We start from the raw sequence: 21,270 nt of genomic DNA on the forward strand, positions 1-21,270 counted from the left end.
AAAGGCCGATGCCATGAGCGACATTCTTGTAGAAACAGTTGCAAACAAACTTACGACGGTCAGCTACGATTGCCTGGAACAGGCCATGAGGCTCACAAAGAGCTCGGGCCACCGGAATCTGGAAATCCTCCACTGGCTGTATTACCTCGCACGCGACGAGAACACCGATTTTGTTCATATCCTGCGCCATTTCGGCATCGATGTCGGGGTCGTCCACGGTGATCTTCAAAATGCGATCGGCGAGCTTAAAATCAACCAGACAGAGCTGCCCTCAATGGCCACCCCCTTCCAGGAAGCGCTTGAACGCGCCTGGTTCGAAGGCACTCTGAGGTATGGCGACTACAAGATCCGGTCGGCTTACGTGCTGATAGCGGCGATGGGCGACAAGACAACCTGGCGCCAGTTTCGAAGCTATTCATCCGCCCTTGAAACGCTCAATCGCGATGTTCTGGTGCGCGATCTGGACAAGATTGCGGGAGCATCCGCTGAAACGGGTGCAAGACCAATCGATGGTTCCGGCCCCAAGGCCGCGGCAACTGCGCCGGGTGGAGAAACTGCAGAAGCAGCGCCGGGCAGCGGTGTCGGCGAAGATGCGCTTTCCCAGTTCACGGTCGACTTTACGGCACGCGCCCGTGCGGAAGAATTCGATCCTATCGTCGGTCGGGACGAGGAAATCCGGCAAGTCATCGACGTGCTCATGCGCAGGCGGCAAAACAACCCCATCCTGACCGGGGAAGCCGGCGTTGGCAAAACCGCGATCGTGGAAGGGTTTGCCCAGAAGATCGTCGCGGGAGATGTTCCGCCTGCCTTGCTGGGTACGCGGCTATGCGCACTCGACCTTGGCCTGTTGCAGGCCGGCGCATCGATGAAAGGCGAATTTGAAAAACGGCTGCGTGCCGTCATCGATGCCGTTCATGCTTCGATCGTGCCGACGATCCTTTTCATCGACGAAGCGCATACCCTGGTCGGTGCAGGCGGTGCGGCCGGTACCGGCGATGCTGCCAATCTGCTGAAACCGGCGCTCGCGCGCGGCACGCTTCGCACCGTCGCAGCAACAACCTGGTCGGAATACCGGCAGCACTTTGAAAAGGATCCTGCACTGACCCGGCGTTTCCAGCCTGTTCAGGTAGACGAGCCGGATGAAGAAAAGTGCTTTGCGATGGTTCGTGGGCTGCTTGATCCTATGGAGGAGCACCACCAGGTTCGAATTCTCGATAGCGCAGTCAAATCAGCCGTATCCCTGTCTCACAGATACATCCCCGCCCGACAGTTGCCGGACAAGGCCGTCAGCGTTCTCGATACGGCGTCGGCACGGGTGAACATTTCGCAGGCGGCCCAACCTGCGAGACTCGCGGATCTTGTTGCCAAAAAAGGGTTTCTCGAAACCGAAAAACAGGCGCTCACCAACGACACCGAACTCGGCATGGAGCATCAGGAGCAGCTGGACGCTCTCAATACTGCCATCGACGAGACAGAGGCCGATATCGAGAAAGTCCGTGAGGAATGGGAACGGGAGCGCAATCTGGTGGCTGCCGTACGCCGCCTGAATGCCGCCCTCACCCACCTCAAGGGCGGTGAACCTGCTCCGCATCCGGAAAGCACGGAAATCGGGGATCCGGAACATGAGGGTCCGGACCTGGTATCGATAGATGACATCGAACTCGACCTGGACGTTGACCTGGAAGACGAAGAAGCCATTCGCGCGGCCCTTCACGAGAAACGGGCCGAGCTTTCACAGATCCCGGAAGATGACCGGATGGTCTATGCCTATGTGGACGACGACGCTGTCGCCAGCATCATTTCAGACTGGACAGGAATTCCGGTCGGCAGGATGGTGCAGGACGAAATGGCAACCATCCTCAATCTGACCGACAGTCTGAACAAGCGGGTGATCGGGCAGGCACACGGTCTGGCGATGATCGCGAAGCGCATCGAAACCAGCCGCGCACAGCTCGGGAACCCGGACAAGCCGATCGGTGTCTTCATGCTGTGCGGACCGTCGGGTGTCGGCAAGACCGAAACAGCGCTTGCACTCGCTGAAACGCTGTATGGCGGCGAAGACAGCCTGATCACGATCAACATGTCCGAGTTTCAGGAAGCGCATTCCGTTTCCGGCCTCAAGGGTGCCCCTCCCGGATATGTCGGCTACGGTGAAGGCGGACGGCTGACGGAAGCTGTCAGGCGCAAACCGTATTCCGTAGTGCTTCTTGATGAAGTTGAAAAGGCTCATCCGGACGTGCATGAAATCTTCTTCCAGGTCTTCGACAAAGGGTGGATGGAAGATGGCATGGGCCGCAGGATCGACTTCCGCAACACCTTGATCCTGCTGACGTCGAATGTCGGAACGGAAATCATCATGAATGCGGCCGGTCATATGCTGGACGCGCCGGTTTCAAGCGATCCGGACCTCGCGGCAACCGACCCCAACGCGCCTGATGCAGAAGAACTCTCCGAAAACCTGAGACCTGCGCTGCTTGACGTTTTTCCGCCGGCCCTGCTCGGCCGGATCGTGACCATCCCCTATTACCCACTGTCACCATCCATGCTTGGCTTCATTATTCGCCTGCAGCTCAACCGCATCGTGAAGCGGGTCAAGGAAAACAGAAATGCAGATCTCGCGTTCGGAGATGATGTGATTGCACATATTGTTTCTCTCTGCCGCGATCCGGACAGCGGTGGCAGGATGATCGACAACATCCTGACGAATGATCTTCTGCCAAAGCTTTCGCGTGCATTCCTGACCGCACAGATGAATGGCGAAGAATTGACGTCCGTGACAATAGCTGCAGGCGAGGATGGCCTGGAAATAGCGACGACGACCGGCACTTAGGTGCCGGTCAGGCATCCATTTTCCGCAAGGCCGAAAGCCGCGTCACCATTTTCCCGGCGCAAAGGTTTGCAAGCCTCACCTGGTTTGTCGGAACGGGAGCACGTTCATGTTCAACATCTTCACGATGAATGCAGCGCTGAACCTGCTTCAAGGCATCGGGAAGCCTCTGCTCAGTCTGGGCGCACAGAACAACAGCGTTGCAGTTCTGCAGAAATGCCTGGCGTCGCTCGGCTACGACCTGGCGCATTCCGAGACCTCGCAAGGCATTTTTGACGGAATTTACGGCTCCGGAACACAAACCTCCGTTGTCGACTTTCAGTCAGATCAGAAGATCAATCCGGACGGTGTCGCCGGAAACGTGACATTTACCCGGATCAAGGAAGACCTTCCGACCTATAGAGAGCTGCTGGAAAAGCTGAAAAACATCAATTCGGAAGAATTTCGGAAGAGATTCGACCTGTCGGGCGTGCCGACACCCAAGGGATTGCCAGAAAGCTTCGTATGGCGACCAATGGGATATGTGATAGCGATCATGACTCAAATCGACACGCTTCTGGGGGAAGGTGATGTACCCAAAGCGGTCATCGAGCAGATCAAGTACAGAGTGAAAATAAGGCCTGAAAAAACGTCCGCCTTTTCCAGTGCCCAGACTTCGCACGGGAGTATCAATTTCACTCCGTCGCACTACATTCCCGGTGAGAAGCTCTATCTCGGGAAAGACTTCACTATACGCGCGTCGTTGTTGCACGAAATTTTTCATGCGATGAGACACACGAACAAACTGGGTTCTTCCGACAACGTGGTGCAAACGGGTCGCAGGCGAAATTTGACGGAGGTGAGTTACCCACCCGGAGGCAGGGAAATGGGTAACGAAGTCAAACTGAACTTCAAGAACAGGGGTGAATTGCTGGCAATCACCGTCACCAACACATACCGGTCAGAAATCAACCCTGTTCCGATAAAACACCCCTACAACAAGGAAATGCTCTTCCTGCGGAGCGATCATGAGGGTTTTCTGAAGCAGAACGGTCTCCCGAGGCCGGACCTGTTTCACCTGTCTCCTGAAATAGCGCCACACCTGAAGATATTTCGGGGAGAACAGCCCGATCTTTGTAAAAAGATTGCCGTTTCGAAAGCGCCTTTCAATCCGATCAGGGAACTCAAGTAGAGCGTTAGTTCTCGCAAGCGTTCTCACTGTCCTGCCAGGATTTCCCCGACGACACCGCGATAGGTCTTGAGGTCCTTGCTTGCAACAGATTGCGGTGCGTCCGCGCCCGTCTCCATTTCAAAGGAAAGCGGGTCAGCCGGCTCGCCTCGTTGCCGGATTTCGAAATGAAGGTGGGGACCTGTTGAAAGTCCTGTGGTTCCCACATAACCGATGAGATCACCGGCCTGGACAACAGACCCCTTCTCGACCCCGTCCGCGTATTCATGCATGTGGGCGTAACGGCTGGTGATGCCATCCTTGTGCGTGAGTTCTATGAAATTGCCATAGCCACCGCGAACGTCCTTGTAGGTCACTTTGCCGGAAAAGGCCGCCCGGATAGGTGTTCCGGTCGGCGCAGCCCAATCGACACCGGCGTGCAGACGCTCCGTTTTCTTGATCGGATGAAAACGCATGCCGAATTTTGACGTCAGAACGCCTTTGACGGGAACAAGCATTGCGCCAGACAGGCTGATCTTTCCGCCCTCACTGACGCAGGCGAAACCGCGATTTCCAGGTGCCTTTAGAACGTAACAGCGGACGGACCAGTCGTCTCCCCTGCGGACACCGGCAAACAATACCCTGCCCCCGCCCCGCTTTTCGTCCCGAGGCATGTCGGTGAAGACGAGGGTAAACCTTTCGTCCGGCTTGATTGCTCTTTTGAGATCTGTCGAAGGTGCCAGGTAAGCGATCGCCTCGCCGACGATTGACGCCGGTACAGCATTCCGCACCGCCGTGGCATAGAGGCCGTCAATCAACCGATGTCTCTTTGGTGAGCCTGCGCCCTGATCGTCTGCGATTTTCTCCTGTACGACCTCCTTGCCGAACCACGGATCTGCACCGTGCACGTAAGTCTCACCGTCACGGGAGACTGAATAGGCGGCGGTTCCGAGGTAGCCCTCCGCAGAGTAGAGTGACAGCTGAACCGGGCGATAGTAGTCACCGATCCTGCCGAGCCGATTAGGCATCCTAGACCCCCTGATCGCGATCTTGTCGCCCACGATCAAATCGCTCCTCTCAAACTCCTGTTTGACGAATTCAAGCAGTGGTTTCGATGCATCGTCGTCAAAACCGTTTTCCTTCAAAAACGCCTCAAGCGAGCTTTTGTCGTCGATCTTCTTCCGGATTTCCATTCGGCTCGCGCCTTGTCCGATCGGGCGTTCGGTCAGATAGAGGTTCAGCGTGTCGGTTGGTGGCTTCAAGAACACAGGGAGGTTCGATGCCGTTGAATTGTCTGTTTCCCCACCTTCATCAACAACAAGGCCTTCCGAATCCTCGCCTCCGCCAAAATTACCAAACTGAAAATCCGCCTCGCTGCCCGGAGCCCTAATGACGAGGTCGCCGCTTTCATTCAGCATCTGGCTATCCAGTACAAATGCGGTCAGGGTCGGCAGGGCTGCCACGCCCGCGGACTCGGAGCCGGAGGGGACGGGTCGCTCGGACAGCTCTATCCTTTGTGTCGCCCCCCCGTCATTCAGCAACACCGGATCGCCGGCCAAAGGAATGACCGCCGATACTGCCATATCAAAAAACGGATCGGACGGAACAACCAGTTCCTCATCCGAAGCAATGTCGGTTGCCGTTTCGATTGTTTCAGTGCCTGGCTCTGCGGGTTTGTCCGCGACTGCAATGTCGGTCTGATCCTGTGACTGATCGTCATCCGTTTCCTGAGGAGGCGGAATAGTGTTTTGATCGACACTCGCCGTCTCAGGTGAAGACAGGGAAATCGCCCCGGATGAAATCAGATGGGCTATGCCGCCAATTCCACCCCCGATAACAAGGAAAGCAATGGCGAGGATCGCATATGTCGCGACAGAAGAGACCTTGGCCCGAGGCCTTTCAGGTTCAGCTGCCTGTTCACGTGCGGGGTCTGGTTGCGGCTTTTGTGGAGCATTGGCCGGTTTGCCAGACGGCCGGATCACCGTGCGATCAAATTCGGGTCGGTTCGCACCGGAATTCTGATTGTCTGACCACTGAACCATCAACGTATCCTGGCTGAAGCAGGTATTTTTTTGTTTAAGTCGCTGTCCTGATCATGCCGGATGACGCCACCAGATGCAAAATGCGGCTGTCATGAATTGGTCGCAGGCTTTCTCAACGGGGAAATTTAACCAGGTTGGAACCGCTTTGGCGGGATTGCTCGACTGATCTGAATTCCGAACCTTCCATATACATTTCGTCGGAATCCAGGGTGAATACGGAAATTTCAGTGCTTAAGCCTCGCAGCTGACCTTTCCAGATTTCCTTGACGGGATAATCATTGGGCAATCCAGTGGCGACGGAGTCACTGATCGCGAGGCGTACTTTCTTTTCCTTTGCGACGGATTCGACCCTGCTGGCCGTATTCACCGTCGTTCCCATGACGGTAAAGGAACGTCGGTGCTCGCCACCTATGTCACCGACCAAAACCGGTCCTGCATTCAGCGCGATACGAAGATCCAGTCCCTGCTGGCCTGTAATCTCTCGAATATGATCGAGAAGGTTGATGATCTCGTGTGCTGCGTCGACCGAAGATTTTTCGGGATTTTCAACCGTATTCGGCGCATTCCAGACCGCCATGATCGCGTCGCCGATATATTTGTCGATATATCCGTGATGCTTGGTAATCGTCTGTCCGATCGCATCGAAACAGTCATTGACCACGCGAACAACGTCCTGGTCCGCAAGTTGTTCGGACATCTTCGTGAAGCCGACAATATCGATGAATGCCACAACAACATGACGTGTATCGCCGCCCAGTCGAGGCAATTGTTCCGATGTCGCCATTTGCCTGATGACATCTGGCGCAAGATAATGTCCGAACAATCTGACCAGCGAACGCTGTCTGCGCTGGAGAATGCTCACTTTACCGACCGCGGCAACGACCATTGCGCTGATGCAACTGACCGGGGCAACACCTGGCGCAAGCAACACTGCGGCTTCGAGCCCGGCAAGCGATAGGACAAGTCCGGCGACGCCCCCCAGAACCGCTACCACCGGCAAAACCAGGAGCGGCAGAAAAAGACCTGCGACGGCTCCCGCGACAGCGAACAGAACCGCTATGGCAACAAGCACACCGTTTCTCGGCGCGACCGCGATGCGGTCGGACAGGGCCGCACCGATCAGATCCGCTAGAATGAAAACACCGGCTGTCTGAGGTTGAGCCCTGGGTCTGCCGCTGGGGCCGGTTTCGGAGGCCTCAACAGGAATACCTGGCAAAAACCGGTCTGAATAAAGATGCTCGTCTTCAAACGGGAGAAGCCCGCCCAACAAAACTATCCTGTCTGCAGAAAATTCTTCAAGCTGCTTTCTGCCCTCCTCGGTTGCCTTCAGACGCAGAACGTCGATCAGCGACATATAAGGCAGCGATGTCGCCAGTCTCGAGTTCGGAACGGCAGTATAGGCTCCCGAAATCTCCGCTTCTGATGCGCCCAAGAGGGCATCGATGAGATGGGGAGACTCATTGAGCGGCAACTCCGGTTCGTGTTGACGCACAATTCCGTCGATGTCGGTTGAGACTATGACGGACCGTACGCCACCGGCACCTATTGCCGCCGTAAAACTTCGATGCGGAACACCGATCTCCGTGTGGGCGATAAATACCCTGCCGCGGTTTCTATAGACAAAACTCTGAAATGGTCTGTCAAAGCCACTTAACCGCGCCTCGCCGGAGCTCGGGTCAACGAAAGAGTCAGCGCTGTAGGCGAACACGAAATCGAAACCCAGGGCCTTTGCGCCTGCGTCCAGAAGTGCCTGCCCCGCTTCAGCCAGAACCGGGGTCATCAAGACGCGGGGAATACGCGACAACCGTTCAGATTCGAGCGATGTCTGGTCCAGCCCGACGACAGCGACCGGGGCCGGAGCCGTCTCTTGCCCAGTCCCCATGCTGGCCCTGATCTGAAACAGGCGGTCAATGACCCAGCCTTCCCAGATGGCCTTGTTCGCCGACAATCCAACAACAATTCCTGCTCCCATCGCGACCAGTGCGATGAGAACCACAAGCTGTCTACGGCCCAAGGCAGAATCCGCCGATCGGCCTCCTGACATCATTTCACGAGAACAACCGCAGTTTTGCGACCGACTTGCGCCGGATCGATCGTGATCTTTCTCATTTCCACCCCAAAATCAGGCGCTTTTCCCTGGAGGAAGAGTTCGACTTCAACAGCTTCCTCATCATTGTCCCGCTTCGGCATTTCAGTCACGATATTATCGAGTACATCAAAGCGTTTCGGCTCGCCTCCGCCAAACGATACGAATACGGAACCGTACTGATCTTTCGCCTTGTCGTCGAAGCGCAACATCAGCGACGCGGCCTTCTTGTTTTCAAGGGTCAGACCACGCAACGTCACCGTCAAACCCTTGTCAGCAGTATTTGAGCTCGACCCACTGTCGGCCTGAAGACAATTTCCGGCGCGCAAAACCTTCTCTTCGCCACCTTCAAGTGAAATTCCTGCGGAAGAAACCGTCAAAGTACCCGATTTGATGCGCACTTCCTGACAGGCTGAATAGTCGAGCAGATCAACGTGTCCGGTCGCGCCCAGGTCAATAACGTCACCCGGCATCAATTCGGAAAATGCGGCAACGTCGATTCCCTCGGACCTGTCGAGCACGAGCGCCACCGGGTCTGCAAATGCCTGACCCGAAGCCAGTGCGCCAAGGGCCACGGCAACCAAAAAACTTGATTTCCTGATACTTCGCTGCGCAATGCCATTAATAAAAATTTTCATGACGGTCTCCAAGATCAATTGTCCTATTGCGCCATGCACTCACTGAAAAGCCAGACGCCAATCCAAGGCAAACAATACCAGAAAATGACGATTTGATTGTGGCCACAGTCACACAAAGACGCATTGGAAAGCAGCATAGAGGCATCTGGAATATTTGCCAGCTATCCTGCCGGTTCCGTGTAAACACCGGTTATTCCCACGGCGTCTGCAGATTTTCCTATGAGACTCAGCAGTTTTGGTGCCAATGAAGGATCAAGCGGGCGTCCCTCCATGGCCGACAACACTCCGACCAGTTGCGGCATCGGCTTTCTGGACCTGATCAACACGATGTGGTCAGCGCCAAACGGAAGCGCCGCTCGCAGATTGAGAACATAGGGATAGTCGGCTTCAAGCTTTGTGTCCTTGCCCAGTGGATCTGCCGCTTTGTCTGGAGCCAGCAGACGCATGGTGCCATCCGCTTCAAGTGCGAAGACTGCCATGTAACCGCTCTCGTCCGAGGTCAGGCCTACCCTCAGCGGAGAGCCTTCAGGAATGTGTCCTACGGAAGGGGTCAAAGTTCCTTCAACCGGCTGGCGTTCACGCGACAGAGCATAAAGCTCGGACAAGAACAGCCACTTGGCAACGACTTCTGAGAACCGATCGGCATTTCCGGCCTTCTTGCGAAGAACAACGTCACCGAATTTGGTCAGCACGTCTCCTGCTTCGACGTCCCAGAACAGGTCTGCATTTGCCGCGTCAATCACTTTAAGAGCACCCTCATGACGCCTGGATAGATTGTTGAGCACAGGCATTGCCACGTCGGTGCTCGCGGATATGGTCAGTGCGCTGTTGCCACGTGCGAGGATATTGTCCTGAACCCTTGGCAAGACAGCAGAACGCGTGCCGCCACCGATGGTCAAGCTCGGCGTCTGCCGCCCTTCAGTTGCAACACGGACTGTTTCCTTCAGGAAGCGGGTCAGTTCCTCCATTGAAATTCCGCCGTCGCGGTCAAGGTCCGCGCGGCCCTCAACACCTCTTGCAAAGGACCAACTCAGTGCACCGCGGGGTTCTCCTGCGATCATCAGTTCAGGGATCACCTGGCCATCGACCGTTGCCCCGACATAGATCACGTTTGCAAGCTCCTGCAGGTCGTCCCCGTCTGACGCCTTGTCCTGCAACATCGGGTGCAAGGGTTGCGATCGCAGAAGATCGTTTTCAAAGGGTGGAAGACCTACAAGACGCGTCCCAAGGCGCACTATTCTCGGATCGATCGAGCGTGTCATCGTTCCCGAATGGCAACTGTCTGCGAGAACCAGAACACTTCTGTCTCCCGCAGCCCGAAGCATGGCGGCCAGATCATCGTCCCGCAGGCGTTCGCCGTTCCCGGGCGCTGATACATCGAAGCCGGCCAGGAGGAAAACTTCATCGAGTCCGTCGGCTTCCGAACCCTTGACCCATTCCGTTTCCTGCGCACCGTGACCGGCATAGGACAGGACCAGCACATCGTCTTCAGCCGAGCGTTCGATAAGGTCCTGCCAGGCCGAAATAACGCCATCCCGGGTTGCCTCGGCGTCATACAATGTCTGAAGATCCCGCACGCCTGCCGCTTTTAGCGTATCGGCAATGTCTTTGGCATCGTTCACCGCTCCCTTCAGCGGTGACACGTTCTGATAGGCATCGATCCCGATAACCAATGCCCGCCATTCGCCTGCGACCGAAGGCGAATGGCCTATAAACACGCATGCCAAAAGCGCTGACAATCGACCAATCCGTCGGCACGCTCCAGCAGCTTTCAACACTCTGCTCATGAGACGGTACAATTCCCGGGGCCGCCTTAGCCCCAGCCGCCGCCACCGCCGCCGCCGGGGCCACCGCCGCCGCCACCGCCGCCACCGCCGCCGCCGTTGTCATTGTCACGGAATGTCGGATCTTTTAACGGATCAACTGCAGGTGTTGAGGTGGTTGTCGCAACCGTTGGTGTAGTTCGCGCAGGAGCCGCGGTTTTTGGCTGGATCGCACATCCTGCAAGTACAAAAGGAAGCGCACCGACCAAGGGCAAAAAATATTTAGTCGTCTTCATCGTATTCCTCATTTGCTTTCAAGACGGATATTGCCGAGAGAGGCGACACCCAAACACTGCCACGATCGGTCAATCTACACAAAATTTTATACTGACAAGACCAACCGCAACACACGTCGTATTTCCACTTGGTCTCGTCACCATACTGCTTGAGACACTTCCTAAAAAATGTCTCAAGTCAATCGTTTAACCCCATGGACCGCCGCCGCCGCCACCGGGCCCGCCGCCACCTCCGCCGCCGCCGCTGCTGCCGCCTCCTCCGCCGCTGCCGCCACCGCTGCTGCTGCCGCCGCTGCTGCTGCCGCCACCGCTACTACTGCTGCTGCTGTTATTGTTGCTGCCGCCGCTGCCGTTGTCATTGTCTCTCAATCTCGGATCATTAATTGGATCATAAGACTGGGACGTTTCTCCGCCACCGCCCGTCGAGCCGGTCGTTAACTGTTGTTGCGCAGCGCAACCCGCAAGTAATATCGCAGACATACTCACTGCCGAAAGTATAATTGAAAATTTCATGTCGCCCTCCACCACTACTTAGAACAAATCATATCTTGGCCGGCTCTGCTCCCACTGAAATTTAACCAGAGCAATCAGAGAATCGTCGCCCTGAACCGAGTCAAGTTTGGAATTTTTGAAAAATTTACTCAAAGCATCTCGCGTTTTTCTGCCTGGCTGACCATCCACCGGTCCAGGTTCAAATCCCAGATCTGTCAATGTCTGCTGCAGAACCTTTGCTTTCAGGTTCCTGTTGGCCGACTTTAGATCGTTGCGTCCCTTTTCCGCTGCCGGGGATGTCGGATCGACCGCTGTTGCCATGGCGAGCATCCTGATCCTGTCGCGGGCAGCCGCTTCACCGGTCTGCTGACCGAGCATCCATGCCGTGTTATAGGCCCCCCAGGCATCCCCTCGCTCCGCACTCTCGCGGAACCACTTGGTAGCCTGTGCCTCGCTCTTCTCAACACCCTGACCGTTGAAATACAGCAGTCCGATTGCAGTTCCAGCTGACGGATGACCGCCTTCGTGCGCTTTTTCGAACCAGCCGAGAGCTGCCTTGTAATCCTGACTGGTTCCTTTGCCGTCCCGATAAAGCGTACCCATATTGAGATATCCGTAGATATCTTCGCGCGCCGCAGATCTGTTGTAATAGTAAACGGCTCGGTCAATGTTCTCGTCAACGTGATCACCGCTCAGGTAAAATCCGCCGATCGCATTGAATGAAAAAGTGTGACCCGCTTCGACGGACTGAAGCAGTTTCTCCAGCCCCGCCTTTTCATTTTGTCCGGTGCCTTCACCCTTGATTTCTGCCATTCCGAGAGAATGCAGCGCGTAGGCGTCGCCACGCTCGGCGGCCTTGCGATAAAGACTGACGGCTTTCTTGCGATCCCGGTCAATGCCGGCCCCAAGATAGTACATCCGGCCAAGTACCTGACCAGCGCGAACGTGACCCATCTGGTAGGCCTGTTCAAAGTAGGCGCTGGCCTTTTCAAGATCGCCGGCTGCAAAAGCACCTCTGCCGCGCTGAAACACGAACCGACCGATTTCGGGATAGGCCGCCATGGCTTCTCCGCAAACTTTGTCGACCAGTTCCGAGTCGATTTCGTTCGCAAGCCGACCTTCGGTCACCGCCTGCAAATCAAAGGGCTGTGTCGCCAGGCCATCGCACTGGGTTACTCTTGGTTGAATAATCTGGGTAACCCGTTCAACCGGTTTTCCGACTTCACCGGGCAATTCAAGTTCGAAACGCCCTGCCCTGGTCTCAGATCCTATTTGGGGGCGCACTGTCAGGGACGAAAGTCCTGACATCGGGAAACGATCCCCAGGTCCAAGCAAACGTCCGTCGGAGGAAAGCTGCAGATCGCTGTCTACAGACACAACCTTGAGCCAATCATCCGACGCCGGCAGCCCATCGACAGGAGCCTTTGGATAGACCGGAACCGGTCCGACCCCGATATCTGCTTCAACGGCTCGGCCCGTGGCAGTTTCGGACAGCCATGCGACCAACGCCTCAAGGCGCTGTTCACGTTCCTTTTCCTTGTCAGCATCATCGGCATCAGCAACTGCTGTCGCCTGGACAACAGTGACGGACGCGATTGCAGATGCCGAGCCGCCCCATTCATCCTCCACTTCGTATCCGATAAGTTCAACGTCTCCAGCCCCCGATCCCGTTGGCATGAATTGCAGGCTTGCTAGTTGAACGGCACTAATCTTGTCCCCTTCACCAACTGTGCTGCCATCAGGCAGGCGCAATTCACCCTTTTCCGGGGACAGGGTAAGCGTCGCTGTAATGACCCCGCCTTCGGGCTGTACCGGTTCAGGTATGGAAAGCGCACTCGCCCCGCTTCCGACCGGTATACTTACGCGGTGGTGGGCGGTCACGATGGGTTCGGGTTTTGGAGGGACGAAATAGAAGTTCGTCACCAGTGTTGAATCTTCGTAAGGGATCTGTTGCCCGCCGGTCTTGCGCACGACCTCATCGCGAACCTTGGTCATCAGGTCCTTGATTTCGAGCGACGGATCAAGTGCGTTGCCGACGACGGATGAGGTGAACGGGCTCAGCGGCCCCTCACCGTCATAGGCCACCTGGCCAGGTCTCGTTGCATAGGAAATGAAACTGCCGAGCTTGTTCGGAATTCTCCGCAACCCGCGCGTTTTGCCGAGCGCATATTCCTCTTCACCCCAGAACAAACTGCCGATTTCAAACGGATTGTCCCTGCAGGCGTCCAACATCACGATCTGAAGGCTCGAAGCCGCTTTCATGTAGTCGAGCAGATGCGACACCTTGAGGCTTTCGAATTCCAGATCGTATTGAGTCGCCAGTTTTGCATCGACTGGCAAGATGAAGTTCGATTCACCGACCTGCAATGCGTGCCCGGAGTAATAAAATAGAGCGGTGTCACCGTCGTTCAACTCCCGCAGGAAGCGGCGAACGACCTGTTCCATTGCCTTCTTGTCCAGATTGATCCCGAGGGTTACGTCAAAATCCGCTTCCCGAAGCATCCTTGTGATTTCTTTGGTGTCGTTAAGCGGATTCACCAAGGGTTCCACGAACTCGTAATCCTGGTTGCCGATTACAAGCGCGACCCTTCGCCCGGGATCCTCGGCTGTGGATCCCAGAGCCGGTGCCCCGATCATCGCAAGACCGAGCGGAAAACCAACGATGCCAATTCGAACCGCCCGGTGAAAACCGACTACCGGACCTGAAATTGTGTTTCTTGCTGACCGCATCAAAGCAGACAGGTATTTCCGTTTTTGCATGTCGCCCTCAGCGCTTATTTCGGCACTGTATCTTCTCATCAGTCTTCAAATAGGTCTGTGACGCAGTTCACAATGTAACCGATCTTTCATAGGTTTGGATCGATCTAAATAAATAAAGTTACGTTCAGTTAAGTGATGCACACTTGCGTCCACTTCGCAAGAGCCAGATAGGTATTATCACGCAGCTTTTTATTGCTCCGGCCGGGTGGATCGCGCTTATTGTGCCAGCAATTTGAAAACAGACCGAGTCGAACTACGATCAGAAACGTTTTGGATGATTCACTGATTGGTCGAAGACACATGTCAGATACACTCACTATCCGTCGCCTGAAAGAAAACGAGCTTCACATTCTTCTTGAAATGGCAATGCAGGAAGGCTGGAATCCGGGAATTGAAGACGGTCCGGCGTTTTTTGCAGCCGATCCAAACGGTTTTCTTGCAGGTGAAATCGACGGCCAACTGATCAACGTGATTTCTGCAGTCCGGTACGGCGATACTTTCGGATTTATCGGGTTTTACATCTGCAAGCGTGACTTCAGAACAAAGGGCTACGGGCACCAGATCTGGGATCACGCACTGTCTTATCTCGGCCCAAGGTTATTAGGCCTGGATGCCGTCAACGAGCAGACCGCAAGCTACGGCGAGCACGGTTTCAGATCGACCTACAGAAATATCCGGCAGATGGGTGTCTCCGTGTGCGATATGCCGATGGACGCGCGAATTGCGCCTCTCGGCCAGGGAATTTTTCCTTCGGTCAAGGACTATGACCAACGCTTTTTCCCAGCACCGCGCCCCGAATTCCTGACGATGTGGACTGCACCCACTCTGGAGACCAGGCGCGGGTTTGTCTTTGTGGATGACGGTTCAGTCAAGGGTTATGGCGTCATCCGACAGTGTCATGAAGGGTTCAAGATAGGTCCCCTGTTTGCCGATACTCCGGAAATTGCCGATACATTGTTCCGTGCGCTGGCTGGCCAGGTAAAGGGTCAATTCGTGATTCTGGATACGCCCGAACCCAATTCGTCAGCATTGCTGCTGGCTGAAAAGTACGAATTGTCGCCGGAATTCGAAACCTATCGAATGTATCGCGGCCCGGTTCCCGATCTGCCACTGGATCAGATCTACGGCATTACGACATTCGAATTGGGTTGAAGGATCGAAGGATAGGCGTCAATGCTCGACGTTCTGGTAGGCGAGCGTTGCTCCGGCCAGATCCTCCAATGCCGCGCCAACGGACTTGAACATGGTTATGGTTGCGTCCGATTGACGGCCCGGGTGCTCTCCCCGGCAGAGTTCATAGAGGTCAGCCTTGATATCCCCGGGCGTAATCAGGCCGGACTTCAGCGGCTGAACGATGTCGCCTCCTTCCGACAAGCAACCATCACGCGTATCAACATATATCTCGGCACGCTCGATTAGGTCATCGTCGCTTTCGCGCATCGTTGGCTTGAAGGCACCAACAAGATCAACGTGCGCACCGGGCTTCAGGAGATCTCCCTTGATCAAGGGCTCAGTGGACAATGTGGCCGCGCTGACGATGTCGGCCAAACCAAGAGCATCCCGAAGACTGGATGCGGCCTGAATACGAATCGGCAACTGTCCATCAAGATCACGCGCAAACTGTGCCGTCTTCTCCTGCGAACGTCCCCAGATCGTCACTTCCTCGATCGAACGGATAGCCATATGTGCCGCGATCAGGTTCGGCGCAAGACGACCGGTTCCCAGCACGAGCAAGTGTCTGGCGTCTGACCGGGCCAGATAACGGGCTGCAAGAGCTGAAGCTGCTGCGGTGCGCCGGGCGGTCAACTCGCCGCCATCTATCATGGCGAGCATTTCGCCCGTTCTGGCATCGGACAACAGATATTGTCCGTGAACGGCGGGAAGGTTTCGTTCCGAATTTCCCGGAACGACATTCACGACCTTGACCCCCGCATACCCACCCGGCACCCAGGCAGGCATGAGCAGCATGGTTCCATCCGGCTCTCCGGGTATCTTGAAATCATGATGGTGACGGGTCGGCATTGTGCAACCTGACCGGAACATTTCCGCCAGCGCATCGATCAGATCCGGATATGGAAGCGCATTGCGCGTTTGGTCTTCAGACAGGAGCAGCATAGGAGATCATTCGATTACAGTTAAAACACCGCGCGACCAAATCACAGAAGATGTGCCGGACCAAGTCGTTCAAATTGCAGATATGCACTTTCGCCTGCAATTTTCACGATAAATCGAAGATCATCATCACATAGGCGGCAAACAGCGCCAGATGCACAGCCCCCTGAAGATAGCTGGTCGTCCGCGTGCTGAAGGTCAGCAAGCTTACGAACAAGGTCAGGACAAGGAGAATAATATCCGCATATTCGAGGCCCAGTTCCAGCGTATGCCCTGTGACCCAGCTGACGACAAGCACGGCCGGTACCGTCAGACCGATTGTCGAAACAGCTGCCCCGAGGCAGATATTCACGGCTCGCTGCAACTTGTTTTCCAGTGCCGACTGCAAGCCACTCATTCCCTCGGGCATGAGCACCAGAGCGGCAACGATGAACCCGCTCAGCGCCAACGGTGCGCCAATTCCGGATATTCCGAACTCGACGTAAAGCGCGAGTTTCTTTGACAACAAGATAATGGGTATCAAGGCGCCGAACAGCCCCGCGACGTGAAACGGAATCGATCTCACCACCACACCATGATGGCCGTCTTCACCGTCGACCGCATCGGGCTGACGGAAGATATCACTGTGCGTCACTGTCTGCATGGCGAGAAAAACGCCATAGAGCAAAATGGACATTATCACTTCGAAACCGGCCTGGAGCGGGGACAACTCACCTCCGGGCGCGGAATGCGTGACCCTGGGCAGCACCAGTGCGAAGATGGCCAGGGGAACAAGCACGGACAAAAACGCATTTGCCCCTTGGAGATTGTATGTCTGGTTCCCGTGCCGCAGTCCACCTGCCAGGAGGCACAGCCCGATCAGCCCGTTCAACACAATCATAATCACCGAAAACATCGTATCCCGCGCCATCGTCGGCGCCGCCTGACCAGAAATCATGATCGCCACGATCAGTGCCACTTCAATGCCGACAACAGCCAGCGTCAGAATCAGCGTGCCAAAGGGCTCACCCAAGATCGTGGCAAGGCATTCGGCGTGTCTGACAACCGAAAATGCGCACCACATGACAGTGAGGAAAAGAAGAGCAAGCAGACCGAGTGAAGGCCCTACGCCTATCGTTTCGGGATTGAGGACATCACCTGCTGCGGTGAATGCGGCAAAGACAATGAAGCCGGTAAGGCTTGGCAATTCGTTTCTTAAGATGGACACATGACACCAGAGTGCGGGAGTTTGCAGGTTTCAGGCTTGAAACAATAAGGTGTTGACGAGAAAAACTGCAAGTCACACAAAAGCCCGGCGCAATGCACCGGGCTTTTGTTCCCAAACAGACAAACTCAGATAGCCAGATATTCCTGACGCAGCTCCGCGTTGTCGAGTACTTCCTGCGCGGTGCCGTCAAAAACTACTTCGCCCATGTCGAGAATGACCGCACGGTCGGCCAGATGCAGCGCGGCGATCGCATTCTGCTCGACGATAATGGTCGTGATGCCAAGTTCCTTGACACCTTCAAGAATGCGTTCAATTTCCTGCACGATCACCGGAGCAAGGCCTTCGTACGGTTCGTCCAGAAGGAAGAGCTTGATATCCCGGGCCAGGATCCTTGCGACCGCCAGCATCTGCTGCTCGCCACCTGAAAGCGTGACAGCCTCCTGAAGACGGCGTTCCGCCAATCTTGGAAAGTGATCATAGATCCTGTCAATCGACCAACCTTTCGGTTCCGCGATCTGGGAGAGTTCAAGGTTCTCCTGAACCGTCAAGCCCGGAATGATCCGTCGGTCCTCGGGAACCAGACCGACGCCGACACGTGATGCCTGATAGCTTTTCATGTCGTGAAGGGGCTGGTGATCGAGCCAGATCTCGCCATGGGTCAGGTTGGGATCATCCATACGCGCGATTGTGCGCAAAGTTGAGGTCTTGCCCGCCCCGTTGCGACCAAGAAGCGCCAGAATCTCGCCTTCGCGGACATCAAAGCTGACACCCTGCACGATGTAACTTTCACCATAGTAGGAGTGCAGGTCCCAGGCCGAGAAAAATGCCGGCGCCGTTCCCCGCGCTTTTTGCGGTTTCACGGAGGGTGCCGTTTTTCCGGCAAACTGATCTTCGAGAATGGTCACAGGTGTGCTCCTCCCAGATAGGCTTCCTGCACGCGCGGATCCCCCTTGATCTCTTCCGGCTTGCCTTCGGCGATAATCGCCCCCTGGGCCAGAACGGTCACTTTCTCGGCCAGCGAGAAAACAACATGCATGTCGTGTTCGATAACCACCTTGGTGATTCCCCGATCGCCAATCCGCTTCAACAAATCGATCGTGTTGTTCGTATCCGCGCGGGACATTCCCGCGGTCGGTTCGTCGAGCAACAGAAGCTTCGGATCTTGCGAGAGGCACATTGCGAGTTCCAGCCTCCTCTTGTCACCTCGTGACAAAGACCCTGATATGTCGTCCCTTTTTTCCACCAGGCCGACGTCCTCCAGCATATGGAGTGCCTTGTCGCGGACCTCGGCATCCTGATCCAGGCGCTTGAAGGCATGAAGCGCAAACGATCCATCCCGTTTGGCCATGGTCGGAATCATGATGTTCTCGATCAAAGACAATTCGGAGAATATTTCCGGCGTCTGAAAGACGCGGGATACACCGACCTGATTGATCTCGTAGGGTTTCATTCCCGTGAGCGATATGTCGCCGAACATCACGGTTCCGGTGTCCGGAGCAAGACGTCCGATCATGCAGTTCAGGAATGTCGACTTACCGGCGCCGTTCGGGCCGATGATGGCCTGAACGGTTCCCTCTTCTACGGAAAAGTTCACATTGTTGAGGGCTCTCAAGCCTCCGAACGATTTGTTCACGCCCTCTACGCGCAAGATTTCCATGTCTCTTGTTCCTTACTCAGCTGGGGCGGTCGCACCGCTCGGTTCGGCTTTGGAAGACGAACGTTTGAACAAACGCCCGATCCTGGAAACGCCTTCCATGATGCCTCCCGGCAGAAAAATCACGATCAGCATGAACAAGACACCGAGGGTCAAGTGCCAGCCTTCACCGACAAACAGGCCCGCAACGGAAACGACAGGATATTCCAGAAAGTCCGGCAAGAAACTGAATACTTCGTGCAGGGTCTGTTCGTTGAATGCGGAAAAGATGTTTTCGAAATACTTGATGAGCGCCGCACCGAGAATCGGACCGAGCAACGTGCCGGCTCCGCCAAGGATTGTCATCAGCACCACCTCACCCGATGCGGTCCATTGCATGCGTTCGGCACCGGCGAGCGGGTCCGTGATGCACATCAAGGCACCAGCCAGACCTGCATACATGCCTGATATCACGAATGCGGCAAGCGTGTAGGGACGCGGATTGAGCCCCGTGTAGTTCATTCTGTTCTGATTGGTCTTGACGGCACGCAACATGATGCCGAACGGCGAGCGGAATATTCGTTGCGCAATGAAGAAACCGATCAGCAGCACAACGGCGCAGAAATAGAACCCCGCATAACCCGTCATTTCGATCCCGAAGAGGTTGGAAATCAGCGGGCCGTCGGCATTGGCCGAGCTGTCGAACAATCTTGGATCGGATTCCAGGACGCGCAGACCGGTTTCACCGTTGGTGATCGGTGTCAGCACGGAATAGGCCAGATTGTAGGACATCTGTGCAAAGGCAAGCGTCAGGATGGAAAAGTAGATGCCAGATCTGCGCAGGGAGACATATCCAATTGCCAGCGCAAAGACACCTGACGTCACAACCGCCAGAATGGCAGCGGGAATCGGGTTCATGCCCAGCAACTTGAAAGACCAGACGGCAGTATAGGAACCAACTCCAAGAAAGGCCGCGTGGCCGAAGGACAGATATCCGGTCAGTCCAAACAGCAAATTGAAGCCGGTGGCGAAGAGCCCGAAGATTGCAAATTTCTGCAGCAGGTCCGGATATCCGGCCCCGATCGGCGCGAGCCACACGGGCATCGTCAGAACCGCGATGGCAAATACGCCAAACAGGAGATAGTCGCGGGCAGGAGAAATTTTTGTAACCATGTTCTTAGTTCTCCATGACGCCCTTACGGCCCATCAATCCACGTGGACGCACGAGGAGGACAATCACCGCTACGAGGTAAATTATGATCTGGTCGATACCGGGAAAGATCGCCTTAACCTCGTTCATGGAAGCGAAGGACTGCAAAATTCCGAGCAAAAACCCGGCCAGGACGGCGCCGGAAAGAGAGCCCATTCCACCAACCACAACAACAACAAAACTTAGCACTAGGAAGTCCATTCCCATGTGATAGTCCGGTGGCAGGATCGGCGTATACATCACGCCTGCAAGCCCAGCGACAACCGCAGCGATGGCAAAGACGATCGTAAAACGGCGCTCGATGTTGATGCCAAGCAGTCCAACAGTGTCTCGATCTGCCATTCCCGCCCTGACAACCATTCCGAATGTCGTGAATTGCAGGAATGCAAACACTCCAGCAATCATCACTCCGGCAAATGCCAGGTAGACCATGCGCCAGTAGGGATAAACAATCACTCCCGGATCAAACCCAAACAACGCGCCGATATCGGCTGCACCGCGCACTGCAACCGGCGCGGCTTGAGGTATCGGGTTGGCGCCGTAAATCGACTTGATGATTTCCTGTAGAACGATGGCAAGGCCGAAGGTGACCAGGATTTGGTCAGCGTGCGCACGCTTGTAAAAATGCTTGATCAGGCCACGTTCCATGACGAAGCCGACGAGCAGCATCACAGGTATGGCTATCAGGATTGAAACCGGCACAGAGTAGTTCAGGATCCAGGCGCCGAAATCGCCAAGATAAGCTTCGACATAAGGGGTCCTGACTTCAAGCGGCGTTCCCCAGGCCGTGGTTTGGGTTTCATCGACCGTAACCACTTCCAGACCGAGCAGTGCATTGAAGGACACCGCACAGAATGCGCCAAGCATGAACAATGCCCCGTGGGCAAAGTTGACGACCCCCAAGGTTCCGAAAATCAGGGTCAGTCCAAGAGCAATCAGCGCGTACGCCCCGCCCTTATCCAGCCCGTTGAGCAATTGTAGAAGAATCACATCCATAGTTTCGCCGCCAGTTTCTGCACCCCTGCCACAGAAATACAACAGCCGCCGGTGGCCGGGC

The 21,270-nt window shown here is 55.5% G+C and carries 16 protein-coding genes; 3 read left to right on the forward strand and 13 right to left on the reverse strand.

The genetic code is table 11. The annotated features are described in order from the left end of the window. Positions 1–13 precede the first annotated feature (13 nt). Both tssH and LA5095_RS19985 read left to right on the forward strand, forming a co-directional pair. A complete protein-coding gene (gene tssH / locus LA5095_RS19980; RefSeq protein WP_055118168.1) occupies positions 14–2,830 on the forward strand; it encodes a type VI secretion system ATPase TssH in 2,817 nt (938 codons plus the stop codon). 106 nt (positions 2,831–2,936) lie between these two features. After that, a complete protein-coding gene (locus tag LA5095_RS19985; RefSeq protein ID WP_055118170.1) occupies positions 2,937–3,998 on the forward strand; it encodes a peptidoglycan-binding domain-containing protein in 1,062 nt (353 codons plus the stop codon). Between the two features lie 23 nt (positions 3,999–4,021). On the opposite strand, the gene LA5095_RS19990 is transcribed toward LA5095_RS19985, so the two are convergent. The 7 genes from LA5095_RS19990 to LA5095_RS20020 all read right to left on the reverse strand — a co-directional run bounded on the left by LA5095_RS19990 (position 4,022) and on the right by LA5095_RS20020 (position 14,051). Beyond that, entirely contained in the window at positions 4,022–6,016 is a 1,995-nt protein-coding gene (locus tag LA5095_RS19990; protein WP_055118172.1) for a M23 family metallopeptidase, read from the reverse strand. A gap of 112 nt (positions 6,017–6,128) precedes the next feature. Beyond that, positions 6,129–8,030 (reverse strand): adenylate/guanylate cyclase domain-containing protein, encoded by a 1,902-nt coding sequence (locus tag LA5095_RS19995; RefSeq protein WP_208992782.1) that lies wholly within the window; start codon positions 8,028–8,030, stop codon positions 6,129–6,131. Between the two features lie 29 nt (positions 8,031–8,059). Continuing rightward, entirely contained in the window at positions 8,060–8,740 is a 681-nt protein-coding gene (locus tag LA5095_RS20000) for a hypothetical protein (protein ID WP_208992784.1), read from the reverse strand. A gap of 161 nt (positions 8,741–8,901) precedes the next feature. Continuing rightward, positions 8,902–10,479 (reverse strand): caspase family protein, encoded by a 1,578-nt coding sequence (locus LA5095_RS20005; protein WP_158510417.1) that lies wholly within the window; start codon positions 10,477–10,479, stop codon positions 8,902–8,904. Positions 10,480–10,553: 74 nt separating this feature from the next. Then, the gene (locus LA5095_RS32920) at positions 10,554–10,799 is read right to left on the reverse strand and encodes a hypothetical protein (RefSeq protein ID WP_186009663.1); all 246 of its coding nucleotides are present in this window, start codon (positions 10,797–10,799) and stop codon (positions 10,554–10,556) included. Between the two features lie 186 nt (positions 10,800–10,985). Continuing rightward, the gene (locus tag LA5095_RS32465; RefSeq protein WP_144436181.1) at positions 10,986–11,312 is read right to left on the reverse strand and encodes a hypothetical protein; all 327 of its coding nucleotides are present in this window, start codon (positions 11,310–11,312) and stop codon (positions 10,986–10,988) included. An 18-nt stretch (positions 11,313–11,330) separates the two neighbouring features. After that, entirely contained in the window at positions 11,331–14,051 is a 2,721-nt protein-coding gene (locus tag LA5095_RS20020; RefSeq protein ID WP_158510418.1) for a caspase family protein, read from the reverse strand. A gap of 300 nt (positions 14,052–14,351) precedes the next feature. Between LA5095_RS20020 and LA5095_RS20025 the strand changes: the two genes are divergently transcribed. Next, positions 14,352–15,203: a GNAT family N-acetyltransferase gene (locus LA5095_RS20025; protein ID WP_055118184.1), complete on the forward strand. Its 852-nt coding sequence runs from the start codon at positions 14,352–14,354 to the stop codon at positions 15,201–15,203. An 18-nt stretch (positions 15,204–15,221) separates the two neighbouring features. Here LA5095_RS20025 and lhpI read toward each other — a convergent pair whose 3' ends face one another. From lhpI to LA5095_RS20055, 6 genes are all read right to left on the reverse strand, one after another. Beyond that, positions 15,222–16,166 (reverse strand): bifunctional Delta(1)-pyrroline-2-carboxylate/Delta(1)-piperideine-2-carboxylate reductase, encoded by a 945-nt coding sequence (lhpI, locus tag LA5095_RS20030; RefSeq protein ID WP_055118186.1) that lies wholly within the window; start codon positions 16,164–16,166, stop codon positions 15,222–15,224. 103 nt (positions 16,167–16,269) lie between these two features. Next, positions 16,270–17,349 (reverse strand): calcium:cation antiporter, encoded by a 1,080-nt coding sequence (locus tag LA5095_RS20035; protein ID WP_082443015.1) that lies wholly within the window; start codon positions 17,347–17,349, stop codon positions 16,270–16,272. Positions 17,350–17,495: 146 nt separating this feature from the next. Further along, positions 17,496–18,275, reverse strand: a complete 780-nt coding sequence (locus tag LA5095_RS20040) for an ABC transporter ATP-binding protein (protein WP_055118190.1) — start codon at positions 18,273–18,275, stop codon at positions 17,496–17,498. Beyond that, positions 18,272–19,027, reverse strand: coding sequence for an ABC transporter ATP-binding protein (locus LA5095_RS20045; RefSeq protein ID WP_055118192.1), 756 nt, complete (start codon positions 19,025–19,027; stop codon positions 18,272–18,274). The genes LA5095_RS20040 and LA5095_RS20045 overlap by 4 nt, the downstream gene beginning before the upstream one ends. 12 nt (positions 19,028–19,039) lie before the next feature. After that, positions 19,040–20,176: a branched-chain amino acid ABC transporter permease gene (locus tag LA5095_RS20050; RefSeq protein ID WP_055118194.1), complete on the reverse strand. Its 1,137-nt coding sequence runs from the start codon at positions 20,174–20,176 to the stop codon at positions 19,040–19,042. A 4-nt stretch (positions 20,177–20,180) separates the two neighbouring features. After that, positions 20,181–21,209: a branched-chain amino acid ABC transporter permease gene (locus LA5095_RS20055; RefSeq protein WP_055118196.1), complete on the reverse strand. Its 1,029-nt coding sequence runs from the start codon at positions 21,207–21,209 to the stop codon at positions 20,181–20,183. Positions 21,210–21,270 lie beyond the last annotated feature (61 nt).

This window comes from Roseibium album (assembly GCF_001404515.1).
Classification (GTDB): domain Bacteria; phylum Pseudomonadota; class Alphaproteobacteria; order Rhizobiales; family Stappiaceae; genus Roseibium; species Roseibium album.